The organism is Streptomyces sp. NPDC049837, assembly GCF_040674455.1.
In the GTDB taxonomy this organism is placed as follows: domain Bacteria; phylum Actinomycetota; class Actinomycetes; order Streptomycetales; family Streptomycetaceae; genus Streptomyces.
Genome location: NZ_JBFAMP010000003.1, coordinates 272,124 through 284,474, shown reverse-complemented (window position 1 = coordinate 284,474; position 12,351 = coordinate 272,124). Strand labels below are relative to the sequence as shown.

General features: G+C 70.1%; 11 protein-coding genes. 9 read left to right on the top strand and 2 right to left on the bottom strand.

What is annotated here, in order from left to right:
* Positions 1-60 precede the first annotated feature (60 nt).
* The gene (locus tag AB0J57_RS09205; protein WP_366127398.1) at positions 61-1,479 is read left to right on the top strand and encodes an amino acid permease; all 1,419 of its coding nucleotides are present in this window, start codon (positions 61-63) and stop codon (positions 1,477-1,479) included.
* On the opposite strand, the gene AB0J57_RS09200 is transcribed toward AB0J57_RS09205, so the two are convergent.
* Positions 1,422-2,309: a LuxR C-terminal-related transcriptional regulator gene (locus AB0J57_RS09200; protein ID WP_366127397.1), complete on the bottom strand. Its 888-nt coding sequence runs from the start codon at positions 2,307-2,309 to the stop codon at positions 1,422-1,424. The two genes, AB0J57_RS09205 and AB0J57_RS09200, sit on opposite strands and share 58 nt — an antisense overlap.
* A gap of 213 nt (positions 2,310-2,522) precedes the next feature.
* Between AB0J57_RS09200 and AB0J57_RS09195 the strand changes: the two genes are divergently transcribed.
* The 5 genes from AB0J57_RS09195 (at position 2,523) to AB0J57_RS09175 (ending at position 8,856) form a co-directional block, all read left to right on the top strand.
* Positions 2,523-3,233, top strand: a complete 711-nt coding sequence (locus tag AB0J57_RS09195; protein WP_366127396.1) for an SDR family oxidoreductase — start codon at positions 2,523-2,525, stop codon at positions 3,231-3,233.
* A gap of 109 nt (positions 3,234-3,342) precedes the next feature.
* A complete protein-coding gene (locus AB0J57_RS09190; protein WP_366127395.1) occupies positions 3,343-3,705 on the top strand; it encodes an SgcJ/EcaC family oxidoreductase in 363 nt (120 codons plus the stop codon).
* A gap of 82 nt (positions 3,706-3,787) precedes the next feature.
* Positions 3,788-4,660: a sulfurtransferase gene (locus AB0J57_RS09185; protein ID WP_366127818.1), complete on the top strand. Its 873-nt coding sequence runs from the start codon at positions 3,788-3,790 to the stop codon at positions 4,658-4,660.
* A 134-nt stretch (positions 4,661-4,794) separates the two neighbouring features.
* Positions 4,795-6,459, top strand: a complete 1,665-nt coding sequence (locus AB0J57_RS09180) for a penicillin-binding transpeptidase domain-containing protein (protein ID WP_366127394.1) — start codon at positions 4,795-4,797, stop codon at positions 6,457-6,459.
* Positions 6,460-6,546: 87 nt separating this feature from the next.
* Positions 6,547-8,856 (top strand): D-alanyl-D-alanine carboxypeptidase, encoded by a 2,310-nt coding sequence (locus AB0J57_RS09175; RefSeq protein WP_366127393.1) that lies wholly within the window; start codon positions 6,547-6,549, stop codon positions 8,854-8,856.
* Between the two features lie 135 nt (positions 8,857-8,991).
* Here the strand turns inward: AB0J57_RS09175 and AB0J57_RS09170 are convergent, their stop codons facing one another.
* Positions 8,992-9,231, bottom strand: a complete 240-nt coding sequence (locus AB0J57_RS09170) for a helix-turn-helix transcriptional regulator (protein ID WP_366127392.1) — start codon at positions 9,229-9,231, stop codon at positions 8,992-8,994.
* A 44-nt stretch (positions 9,232-9,275) separates the two neighbouring features.
* On the opposite strand from AB0J57_RS09170, the gene AB0J57_RS09165 reads away from it, so the two are divergent.
* From AB0J57_RS09165 to AB0J57_RS09155, 3 genes are read left to right on the top strand one after another with little or no spacing between them, the layout of a single operon-like run.
* Complete coding sequence (locus tag AB0J57_RS09165) at positions 9,276-11,018, top strand: DNA methyltransferase (RefSeq protein ID WP_366127391.1); 1,743 nt, start codon at positions 9,276-9,278, stop codon at positions 11,016-11,018.
* A gap of 34 nt (positions 11,019-11,052) precedes the next feature.
* Positions 11,053-11,688 carry a hypothetical protein gene (locus AB0J57_RS09160; RefSeq protein ID WP_366127390.1) on the top strand — a complete coding sequence of 212 codons (636 nt, stop codon included), beginning with the start codon at positions 11,053-11,055 and terminating at the stop codon, positions 11,686-11,688.
* Positions 11,604-12,152: a DUF6083 domain-containing protein gene (locus tag AB0J57_RS09155; protein ID WP_366127389.1), complete on the top strand. Its 549-nt coding sequence runs from the start codon at positions 11,604-11,606 to the stop codon at positions 12,150-12,152. Before AB0J57_RS09160 ends, AB0J57_RS09155 begins: the two co-directional genes overlap by 85 nt.
* Positions 12,153-12,351: the final 199 nt, after the last annotated feature.

Here is a 12,351-nt window from a genome sequence, read left to right as displayed (position 1 = left end):
GACGCCGGGCACCGCATCCGCACGGGTGCGTGCCCGGCGTCCCGTACGAAGGAGCACACCGTGCCCGCCGACCTCGACCCGGACCTCGACAGAGGCCTCCGCCCACGCCACTTGACCATGCTCGCCCTCGGCGGGGTGATCGGCGCCGGCCTGTTCGTCGGCACCGGACAGGGCCTCGCCGTCGCCGGGCCCGCCGTCCTCGTCTCCTACCTGCTGGCCGCGCTGCTCGCCCTCGCCGTCATGCGGATGCTCGGCGAACTGGCCGCCGCCATCCCCGCCTCCGGCGCCTTCTCCGTCTACGCCGACCGGGCGCTGGGCCGCTGGGCGGGGTTCACCAGCGGCTGGCTGTACTGGTGGATCACGGCCGTCGCCATCGCCGTCGAGGCGCTCGCCGCCGCCGGAATCCTGCACGGCTGGCTCCCGGCCGTGCCGCGCTGGGCGGCCGCCCTGGCGGTGCTGGCCGTCTTCACCGCCCTCAACCTGGCCTCGGTGCGCTCCTTCGGTGAGGCGGAGTTCTGGTTCGCGTCCCTGAAGGTGGCCGCCGTGGTGGCGTTCATCGCGCTGGGCGTGGCGGCGGTGTGCGGACTGGTGCCGGGCCGGACCTCCCCGGGGCTCACCCACCTCACCCAGCACGGCGGATTCGCGCCGCACGGCCCGACGGGGATCGTCGCGGGACTGCTCGTCGTCGTGTTCGCCTTCGGCGGCATGGAGGTCATCGCCATGGCGGCCGCCGAGTCGGCCGACCCGGGCCCGGCGGTCGCGCGGGCGGTGCGCGGCGCCATCTGGCGGATCGCGCTGTTCTACGTGGGGTCCGTCGCCGTCCTGGTCACGCTGCTGCCCTGGACGGTGGCGCGGCCCGGCCAGAGCCCGTACGTCGCGGCGCTGGACCAGTTGGGCATCCCCGGCGCGGGCCGGGTCACGGAGGCCGTCGTCCTGGTCGCGCTGCTGTCCGCGCTCAACGCCAACCTGTACGGCACCTCGCGCATGCTGTTCTCGCTCGCCCGGCGCGGCGACGCCCCGGCGGTGGCGCGGGGCGTCTGCCGGCGCGGAGTGCCGCGCGGGGCGGTGCTGGCGTCCGCCGCGGTGGCCGTCTGCTCCGTGGTGGCCGAGGCGGCCCGGCCCGGTCACGTACTGCCCTTCCTCACCCAGGCGATGGGCGGGGCGATGCTGTTCATGTGGCTCACCGTCGGCGCCTCCCACCTGCGGCTGCGGTCCATGCTGGAACGCGACGACCCCGCCGCGCTGGTCATCCGTACCCGTGGCTACCCCTGGGTGACGCTCGCCACCATCGCGGGCACCGCCGGCGTCATCGTGCTCATGGCCGCCGACCCCGGCGCGCGCCCGCAGATCCTGTGGTCGGCCGGCCTCACCGCCGCGCTCGCCGCCATCGGAGGCGTACGGCAGGCCCGCGGCCACCGGCCTCAGGCGGCGGCGTCCGGCTCCTCCGCCGACACCGCGCCGGTACGGGCGATGAGGTAACCGAGCTGCGCCCGCGACTTCGACCCCAGCGAACGGGAGATGACCGCCACGTGGCCCGCCACCGTACGCCGTGACACCCCCAGGCGCCGGGCGATGGCGTCGTCCGTCAGCCCGGACACCAGCAGGCGCATCACGGCGCGCTGCACCTCGTCGACGATGCCCCGCTCGCGGGCGCGGGCCGTCGGCGCCGAGACCGGCGTGGCCCGCTCCCAGGCGTCCTCGAAGACGCAGGCCAGGAAGGACACGACGGCCGGGTGCCTGATCTCGACCGCGCCGTGGTGCCCGGAGCCGCCGCGATAGGCGAGGTAGCCCGTGGTGCGGTCGCAGACCACCATCCGGTCGGGCACCTGGTGCAGGGTGCGCACCTGGGCGCCGGCGCGTTCGATCGTCTGCACGTGCCGCCACAGGGTGGGGTTGGTGCGCGCCGCGTGCGGATAGAGCGTCCGGTGGACGACCCCCTCGGCGACCAGGTCGGGGTCGGCCAGGTCGTAGGCGTGGCGCTCGCCGGACGGCTGGATGGTCATCAGCTCGGACCGGCAGTCGCGCACGGCCTGCTGGAGGGCGGCCTGCACCACCTTCTCGCCGTCGATGAGCGTGAGCCAGTCCTGGGACTCGCGCCGCGCGGCACGGTACATCGCCTGTACCGCGGAGAAACCGGAGCTGATCTCCTGGACGCGCTCCTGGTGGGAGTCGAGGATCTGCCGTATCGGCTGGAGCAGTTCGGCCAAGGCCACGGTGGGCGCCACCGGAACCAGTACGTCCGGGTCGTCGGGCGGTGGTGTCACCAGGCCGAGCCGGATCAGGCAGCGCGGCGCGCCCGCCAGCGGCATACATCCTTTCGCCACCGCTTTGCGATAGCGGTTCAGGCCTTCGGCGCACGGAGCGTTCTCTGTCCCCCCGCACGAGCAGCCCCCTGCAAGCTCGTTTGCGTCATCGTGCATGACACGATTATGCACCGTGTTTTCAAAGGAAGATCAAGTCGTGAAGTGGAAGGCTGGAGGCAGGGGGCGGAACATGCATTGAATTCAAAGGAAGGCTCAGACATGTCACTGTCCGGCAGCACCGTCGTCATCACCGGCGCGGGCAGCGGAATCGGTCTCGCCACAGCCGAGTTGGCCGCCGCGCGCGGCGCCCGCGTCATCCTGACGGACCGCACCGAGGACACCGTGAAGCAGCACGCGGAACGGATCGGCGGCGGCGCCGAGTACCGCGCGCTGGACGTCACCGACCCGGCCGCGGTCGAGGACGTCATGAACTCGGTGGGCACCATCGACCACCTCCTGACCTGCGCGTCCGGCGCGCTGATCGCCCCGTTCGACGACCTCGACGAGGCGGCGGTACGGCGGTTCTTCGAGGTCAAGTGGTGGGGCCAGTACCGCTGCGTCAAGGCCGCGCTGCCGCACATGCCGAAGGCCACCGGCTCGCTCACCCTGGTGTCGGGATATCTCTACCGGAAGGCCGATCCCGGATACTTCGCCTTCGCCGCCGTCAACGGCGCGGTCGAGGCGGCCGTGAAATCCCTCGCACGCGAACTCGCCCCGCTCCGCGTCAATGCGATCGCCCCCGGCCCCATTGACACGCACGCCCATCTGATGACCGCCGAGGAACACCGCGCCTATCGCCAGGAAATAGCCGGCCAGTTGCCTGTCGGACGCCCCGGTACGGCTGACGAAGTCGCCCACGCGGCCGCCTTCTTGATGGAAAACGGCTTCACCACCGGCACGACACTCGACATCGACGGCGGCAAGCGGTGAGCCGGGCTCCGGCGGCCCTCGGTGGCCGCACGGCGGGAAGCGGTGACCCCCGCACCCCGGCGGCGCTGCTCGCCGCCCTGCTGAGCGGGCAGCGGCCCGGTGGCCGGCGGTGACCCCCGCCCCGGCGGCCGTGCTCGCCGCCCTGCTCACCCGGTGGCAGCACCACTTCGACGCCGCCCGCCCGGACGACCTCGCCCGCCTGTTCACCGAGGACGCCCTTTTCCAGGGCTTCGCCCCGGCCCCGCTCCTCGGGCGGGACGCCGTGCGGACGTACTACGAGCACGTCCCGCCCGGTACGCGGGCGAGCGCGACCGTCCTGCACGCCTACGCGACCGGTGACGACCTCATCGGCGGCATCGCCGACGTCCTCTTCACCCCGCCCACCGGCCCGGACCGCCCCGCACGGCTCTCCGTCCTCGCCCGGCACACCGGCGACCGGTGGCGGATACGGCACTACCACGTGTCCGGCTAGCATGACGCGGCCAGGAGCGGGCGGCTGAGGAGGACACACGGTGAGTACGCGGGACACGCCGGGTGCGCCGTACACGCCGAGTGTGCCGAGTGGGCGGGACGCGCCCGGCCCCGTCCATGTCCCGCCGCCGCCCGGCCCGCTGGTGGACGCCGACTGGCTCGCGCGGCGGCTCGGCACGCCCGGGCTCGTGGTCTTCGACGCCTCCGTGGGCGCGCACCGGGGCTCCCCGCTGCGCGTCCCGGGGGCACGGCCCTTCGACATCGACGGGACGCTGTCCGACCACACCGGCCCGCTGCCCCACACCATGCCGGACGCCGAGACGTTCACCGAGGAACTGCGCGCCCTCGGGCTCGACGACACCAGCACGGTCGTCGTGTACGACGCCGCCGGGATCTACTCCAGCGCCCGCGCCTGGTGGATGCTGCGGGCGATGGGCTTCGACCGGGCCGCCGTGCTCGACGGCGGCCTCCCCGCCTGGACCTCGGCCGGCCTGCCGGTGGAGCCGGAGCAGCCCGGGTACACCGGGCCGCGCGGCGACTTCACCGCCCGGCCCCGCCCGGGGCTGCTGGTCGGCACCGACCGCGTGACGGCGGCCCTGGCCGACCCGGGCACGGCCGTCCTCGACGCCCGTACCCGGGAACGCTTCACGGGCGAGGCCCCCGAGCCCCGCCCGGGGCTGCGCGGCGGCCACATGCCCGGCGCGCGCAACCTGCCCTTCGGCGCCACCCAGCACCAGGGCCGCATGCGCCCGGCGGCGGAACTGCGCGCCCTGTTCTCCGCGTCGGCGGGGGACCGGCGCCGACTCGTCCTCAGTTGCGGATCGGGCGTCACGGCCTGCGTCCTGGCACTGGCGGCCGAAGTCGCCGGCTACCGGGACACCGCCGTGTACGACGGCTCCTGGAGCGAGTGGGGCCTGCCCTCGGAACTGCCGGTGGTCACCGGCCCGGCCTCGTAACGCACCCGGCGGCGACCGCTGGTTCACATGGTGTGCGGCCTGTACCCCACCTGCCCCGACCTCCCCGGTGAACCCGTCGGCGGTTACCGCACGCCGAGGGTGCCGGAAGGGCTCGCGCGCATAGCCTGGCCCGCATGACGCGTATCCACAGCCATGGCGGTTCCCCGCCGTACCGCAGGCGTCGGTCCCGTGCCCGGACGGTCGCCCTGGCGATCGCGTCGCTCGCCGTGACCGGGGGCGTCGGCTACTGGGGATACGCCACCCTCGTCGCCCGCGACGGCTCGGAGGACCCCCGCGTGGTGGCCGCGAAGGGGCACCTGGCGAAGTTCCTCGACGCCTGGGAGGCGGGCGACGCACAGCGAGCGGGCGGACTGACGGACAACCCCGGCAACGCCCGGTCACTGATCGCGTCCGTCATGACGAACCTCAAGCCGTCGAAGACCGAGATCAGCGCCGGTACGGGGGAGCGGAAGGCGGAAGGGCGGGTGGACGTTCCGTTCCGCGTGGCGATGACCCTCCCGGGGGCGGGTGACTACGCCTGGGACTCCAGGGCGACCGTGGTCAGGACCGGCGGCACCTGGAAGGTGGAGTTCCGGACCCCGATGGTCCACCCGGACATGGTGCCGGGTCAGACGCTCGCCCTGAAGTCACGGGAGCGGGCCCCCATCCTGGACGCCAACGGCCACGCACTGCGGGCCGCCTCCCTCGTCGGGCAGGTCGACCCCAGGACCGGCAAGGGGGTGTCGGGTCTCCAGGCGCGCTACGACGAGCAGCTCACGGGCGGCCCGGGCCCGTCCAGGTTCGTCGTGGTCGTGGACCGCGGGTCGGGCCAGGTGGTGAAGTGGCTCACCGGCACGGGGGCGAGCCCGGGCAAGCCGGTGCGGACGACCATCGACCCCCGGGTCCAGGAGGCCGCGGCCGAGGCGCTGGACGGGGTCGAGAAGAACGCGGCGATCGTCGCCATCGACCCCTCCAACGGTCACATCCTGGCCGCCGCGAACATGCCCGCCGGCATGAACCGCGCGCTGGAGGGCCGCTACCCGCCCGGCTCCACCTTCAAGGTGGTCACCGCCGCCGCCCTGCTGCGACAAGGTATGAAGCCGTCCGACCCGGGCGCCTGCCCCAAGTACGCCTACGTCAACGGCCAGCGCTTCGAGAACCAGGGCCAGTTCGTGCTCCCCGAGGGCGCCACCTTGCGGGACGACTTCGCCCACTCCTGCAACACCTTCTTCGTCAACTCCCGCGGCAGGCTGTCCGCCTCCGCCCTGCACGACACCGCGGCCGCCTTCGGCATCGGCGGTACGTGGGACGTGGGCACCGCGACGTACGACGGCAGCGTCCCGGTCGCCACCAGCGACAACGACAAGGCCGCCGCCACCATCGGGCAGGCCCGCGTACAGGCGTCGCCGCTGGTGATGGCCTCCACCGCGGCCACGGTCAAGGCGGGCGTCTTCAAGCAGCCCGTCCTGGTGCCGGCCGCCGTGAAGAAGCGGTACCAGGCCCCGGCCCGGCTGGACCCCGCCGTGGTCGCCTCCCTGCGCTCCATGATGCGGTCCACCGTCACCGATGGCGCCGGCCGCGCCCTCCAGGACATCCCCGGCGAGCCGCACGCCAAGACGGGCACCGCGGAGTTCGGTACCGACACCCCACCGCGCACCCACGCCTGGATGATCGGTTACCAGCGCAACCAGAACCTCGCCTGGTCCGTCCTGCTGGAAGACGGCGGCTCGGGCGGCACCGACGCGGGCCCCATCGCGGCGAAGTTCCTCAGGACCCTCGCCGGGTCAAGTCGCCGGTGAGGGGGACGGACAACGGCGTATTCCCGCCATAACGGCTGGTATCCGCCCTGACCGGACACATCCCGGTATCAAGTAGCGTTGCGGCATATGAAGGAGAGAGCGATGGCGGGCGGTCCCACCGACGCGGAAAACGCCACGGAAGAGCAGCCGGCGACGGCCGCGGCCGACACCACCCGGGTACTCCCCGCACCCCCGCCCGCCACAGACGACGCCACCCGCGAACTCGTGGCCCCCACGGACGAGCCCGGCCCCACCCAGCCGGCGCATCAGCCCCCCAACCGTGCGGCCACCGCCGAAGCCCCCACGGCCGAGGCGCCCGTCGAGGAGCCCACGGGCGAGGACACCCGGGCCGAGGCGCCCGTCGAAGACCTCACGGACCAGCGGGCCGAGGCTGCCCCCGTCCAGCCGCCCACGGGCGAGGCGGCCCCATACGAGGCGGCCCCCGTCCAGGCGCCCGCCGAGGAGCCCACGGACCAGGCGGCCCCCGTCCAGGCGCCCGCCGAGGAGCCCACGGGCGAGGCCACCCGGGCCGGGGCTGCCCACGACCAAGGCCCCGTCGAAGACCTCACGGAGAAGGCCGCCCCGGCCGAGGCAGCCCCCAACCAGGCACCTGCCGAAGAGCCCCCGGCCAAGGCAGCCCCCAACCAGGCGGCCACCGACGAGGCACCGCACGAGGCCCTCAACCCGGCGCCCGCCGAAGGCTCCACGGACGAGGCCGCCCCGGCTGAGGCAGCCGCCGACCAGCCGCCCGCCGAGAGGCCCACGGCCGAGGCGGCCCCCAACCCGGCGCCCGCCGAAGGTCCCACGGACGCGACCGCCCCAAACGAGGCAGCCCCGCACCAAGCCGCCCCGGCCGAGGCAGCCCCCGGACAGACCGCCCTGGGCAAGGCGGCCCCGGAGGAAACCGTCCCGATCCCGGCCTCCGCCCAGATCCCGGCCTCCGCCCCGACCCCAGCCGCCGTCCCGACCCAGACGGCCCCAGACCAGGCCATCCACCCGCATCCACAGCCCGCCGCCCCCACACCCGCCCCCACGTCCAAGCCCGCACCCGCGCCCGCCCCCACGCCCCCTCCCACACCCGCCCCCACACCCGCGCCACTCGATCTGCTGGCGCAGCTCACCAACACCCCGCCGCCGCCCGCCACCCCGGCCCGTACGCTCGCGCGCAGGGTCAAGATCTGGACGCCCCTCGTGGCGCTCCTCGGGCTCGTCCTCCTGACCGTGCAGATCGTCCGCCCGCTCCCCGAGCCGACCTTCACCCTCGCCGAGAACACGTCCTCCTTCACCTTCTCGGGCGACCCACTCGCGCTCCCCTGGCCCGAAGAGGGGCAGGCGGCGGTGACGGTCGTGGGATCGGGGCGCATCGGGACGTTCGGGGCAGAGAAGCCGGTCCCGACGGCGAGTGTCGCCAAGATCATGACCGCCTATGTGATTCTCCGCGAACACCCTCTCAAGAAGAACGAGAAGGGCCCCCTGATCACGGTCGACCCCCAAGCCGTGGAGGAGGGCACGTCCGAGCACGAATCGCGCATCGAGGGCCTCAAGGTGGGGCAGACGTTCAGCCAGCAGGACATGCTGAAGATGCTGATGATTCCGTCGGGCAACAACGTCGGCCGGTTGCTGGCGCGTTGGGACACGGCGTCCACGGACGAGAAGGCCTTCGTCAGGAAGATGAACGACGCGGCCAAGGCCCTCGGTATGAAGAACACCACCTACACCGACCCCAGCGGCCTCGACAAGGGCACCGTGAGCACCGCCGTCGACCAGCTCAAGCTGGCCGAGGAGGTGATGAAGTACGACGCCTTCCGCGCGATCGTCGCCATGCCGAACGCCGACATCCCCGGCATCGGGCGCATCAACAACAACAACGACCGCCTGCTCGTCGCGGGCCTGAGTATCCGGGGCATCAAGACCGGCTCGAACACCCCCGCCGGCGGCACGCTGTCCTGGGCCGCCTACAAGACCGTGGACGGCAAGGACCGGCTCATCCTCGGCACGATGATGGACCAGCACGCACCCCCGCCGGACCCCAACGGCGCCAACAGCCTCGTCCTGGTCCAGGACAACAGCAAAAAGGTCATCGAGGCGGTACGCACCGCCCTCACCTCCGCCCCCGCGGTGACCAAGGGCCAGGTCGTCGGCCACATCGACAACGGCCTCGGCGGCCGGACCCCGGTCATCGCCACCAAGGACCTGAAGGCCGTGGGCGTCCCCGGCCAGAAACTGGCCATCACCTTCCACAACCCCGGCAAATCCATCCCCCACACCGCACAAGCCGGCACCGTCATCGGCGAACTCACCATCGGCACCGGCCCTAACGCCCCCCGCACCCCGGTCGCCCTCAAAACCGACCTCACCGAGCCGTCCCTCACCCAGAAACTCACCCGCCTCGGCTGAGCCCCGGTCGTCCCACGTAACCGGGCGACTCCGGGAGCGGTCCGACACCACAGTGGGTGCGGTCGGAACCGAGGGCCGGCCCGGGCGGTATTCTGCGTGACTCAATACATCCGCTGAAACACGGTCACGGCCGGGTCACAGGCCTTGCAGGAGCGTTGCAGGTGGCACGTTGAGAGCGCTAGCCAAGGAAACGATGTTGTCCAGACCGACGTTGCGCTGACCACGCTCAAGGCTCGAAACGTACGTGCGATGGATACCGGCGGCGTTGGCCAGCGCTTCCTGCGACAGGCCGGCTTGCTCCCGTAGCTTGCGTACCTGGCTGCCGAAAGCCAAGCGATGCTCTTGGGTGCTGACACTGTCGCCGTGAGTAGTCATGGCGACCAGACCCTAGATCGACTCAGACTATGAGGCTACAGACTATGAGTAACAGTGCGCAGGTCCCCGAGGAGCTCGCCGTCGGCAGGAGCGACCCGGCGTACATGGCGCACGCATACCTGACGAAGGTCCCCGTTCCGGCCATCCTTCCCTTCATCGAGGCGTACTCCATGCCGGGAGATACGGTGGTGGACCCTTTCGCGGGCTCGGGTATGACCGGTGTGGCCTCAGCGATGGCTGGGCGATCCGCCAAGCTCTTTGACATCAGCGTCCTGGGTCGTCATATCGGCAGCAATTACGTCAACCTTGTGGAGCAAAGCCTTTTCGACAAGCATGCGCAGCAGGTGGTCGAGGCATCCAGGGCCGAACTGGGTGACTTGTACAAAGTCCAATGCTCCAAATGCCGGTCCGATGCCGAACTGGTAAAAGCTGTCTGGTCCTTCGTCGTCGAGTGCCGGCAGTGCAGTCATCCAGTGAATTACTATCACGCCCTGGAGGCTGCGAATTGGCAGAAGCCGAAAATGGTCTGCCCGAACTGTGACGGGCCGGTATCAAGCCGGGATCGCCGTGTGGGCGAAGAGCAGGTGTTGGACTACGTAAGTTGCACCTGCGTCACGACGCAAATCGAGCAGGAGCCCCAGGATCCGCCGTTCGTCGATGTGGAGTCACTCGGCTACCCGAAGGTGGAGATCACGCCGGACCGGCAGATGTACAAGGCGTCTGCTCTCGGCAAGAGCGGCATGACAAGCATCGCTTCCTTCTACTCGAAGAGGAACCTTGCTGTCCTCGCCACCTTGCACAAGCGAATTCATGCGGTTGAGGACAGGAGGGTCAGGGAAAAGCTCCTTTTCGCATTCACCGCTTGCTTGACCCGCGCGTCGAAGCGTTACCAGTGGTCCAAGGCTCGTCCCCTGAATGCGGCGAACGCGAATTATTACGTCGCGTCGGTCTTCTACGAGTGGAACGCCTACGAGCTCTTCCTTCGCAAGTGCTCGGCCGTGCTCAAATCCGATGAATGGATTCGATCCTCCCGGAACTTCCGTCCGGGAGTCGAAGAGGTCGACCACCCTGAAGTCTCCTACGGAATCAGCAGTGCTGAGAAGATCCCGCTGCCGGACGGAAGCGTGGACTACGTGTTCACGGATCCGCCATTCGGTTCGAATCTTTTCTACGCCGATATGGCGTTGTTCCAGGAGGCTTGGCTCGATGGTTTCACCGACGTCCAGAGCGAAGCGGTAATCGATCGCCGTGGCACGAAGGGCGCGAGAACGGCTGACCGATATGAACAGATGCTCACTCAGGCGCTCTCGGAGTGCAGGCGCGTCCTGAAGCCCGGCGGCAAGATCAGCATGGTCTTCGGCAACTCGTCGGGGGAGGTCTGGGCCCTGGTCCAGCGGGCGATCCTGACGGCAGGCCTGCGGATCATCCCTGACGCCCTGGTCGTACTCAATAAGGGCCAGCGCTCAGTCAAGGGTCTTGCTTCGGGCTTCGAGCACGTTGCCACCTTGGATCTCGTCATCACCATGGAGGCAGCGGCGGCTGAGGGTGGTGAAGAAATGCTCCGGCATGTTGACGCGGAGCTCATCGCCAGGACGATCCGCACCATCGCCGCAGCCGATCCCGCGACGCCCAGCCACCTGTACCTCGAGCTTCTTCGTACTGGCATCCGTGAGGGGTGGCATCTCGGCGAAATCGACCTCAGCGTCGTCACCAATGCGCTCCTCGAGGACGGGTGGACCGTGGAGCCCAAGTCCGGTCACTTGCTGCGTGTTACTCAAAGTCTGTAGACGTGCCCCCTGTCTCTGGGCGACTGTCACGTGCGTGACAGATCAACTTTCGACGGAGCAGGGGCGGCAGGCCATTCTCCGGCCCAGCGGGAACATTCAGGATCTCGTGCAGTTAGGAGCGGACCTCCAAGTGAGGGCTTCGAAGCGGCGAATCCATAATGTGTTCGACGACGGTGGCTACAAAGAACTCATGCTCCTTGAGCTCTTCAATTTGAAAAAGGGCGGCGGGCGCACCGGAAACGATGCGACGGATGACCTGGGGCGCGAGTACGAGATCAAGACGGTCGCGCGGATAAATGCCAGGGGCGAGCGTAAGAACTCGCTCAGCGTGACAACCGAGCACACGCTGACCCTGGAAAACATCGATCGTTACCGGAAGGTCCACCTGTGGATCGTTGCCGTCTTCGATCAAGCAGCCCCTGAGGTGATCTACGAGATCGAACCGTCGCGGTTGGAGGTCAAATTCGCGGAGTGGGAAGCCAAACTGCTCAGGCAGGAGGAGAGCTACCGTGAAGGGGGAGCGCGTCCCCACCTCAACAACCCGAAGATTCCGCTGAGTCTGATCGCCAGGAACGGCATAGCGGTGTGGAGAGCGGAGGGCCCGCAACAGATCGAGCTTCCGCGCCAGGTGAGCGCCGGGCTGGAAAAGGCACAGCAGCTCCCTCTCTAGGGCCGCTCCCGTACGCGGTCGGCACAGCGGCCAAAGCCGCGAAGCGGACCGCCCCGGCCACGTACGCCCGCGCCTCCGTAAAAGCCCGGAACCGGCCGACCGGACAGGCGCGGGCGACCCTGTTCCCGGCCACGTGTCGTCGGACGCTCGTTGCCGCCTGCGCCTGCCGCGTCGTGTTTCGTCTCGCTGACGAACGGCTGCCCCAGGTGTTCCGTCCGGTTCGCGCTCTACGCCTGGGCCGACGAGCAGGCGACTCTCGGAGGCGGGTGACTGTATACGGGGTTTGCCCGCCGGATCAGTTCCAGCGGTGCCGTATCGAGCACCGTCTCGCCTGCCCCGCACAGCCCCTGCCGGATCTCTGGCCGTGGTTGACGACCCTGCGAGGGGAGAACACGCGGCAGGCGGCACGGCAGAACGGCCCGGAGCCGCCTCCGTCTCCTGAGGAGTGGCCGGACGCCGGCTGATGGAATACAAGAAGACCCCGTCCTCAGCGACAGCGCTGATGGCGGGGTCTTTGGGCACCTCATAAAGGGTGCCCCCGGCAGGATTCGAACCTGCGCACACGGCTCCGGAGGGCATTGGTAGTCAGCTACTGATACCGCATCTGACCTGCCTGAACGTCTGACAGAGGTCAAGTACCGACGCGCTTCACACGCTGCTCAC

Excerpts from the sequence above, each read along its gene's own strand:
- AB0J57_RS09195 (WP_366127396.1), top strand. The coding sequence starts at position 2,523 with ATGTCACTGTCCGGCAGCACCGTCGTCATCACCGGCGCGGGCAGCGGA.
- AB0J57_RS09165 (WP_366127391.1), top strand. The coding sequence starts at position 9,276 with ATGAGTAACAGTGCGCAGGTCCCCGAGGAGCTCGCCGTCGGCAGGAGC.
- AB0J57_RS09180 (WP_366127394.1), top strand. The coding sequence starts at position 4,795 with ATGACGCGTATCCACAGCCATGGCGGTTCCCCGCCGTACCGCAGGCGT.
- AB0J57_RS09175 (WP_366127393.1), top strand. The coding sequence starts at position 6,547 with ATGAAGGAGAGAGCGATGGCGGGCGGTCCCACCGACGCGGAAAACGCC.
- AB0J57_RS09200 (WP_366127397.1), bottom strand. The coding sequence starts at position 2,309 with ATGCCGCTGGCGGGCGCGCCGCGCTGCCTGATCCGGCTCGGCCTGGTG.
- AB0J57_RS09170 (WP_366127392.1), bottom strand. The coding sequence starts at position 9,231 with ATGACTACTCACGGCGACAGTGTCAGCACCCAAGAGCATCGCTTGGCT.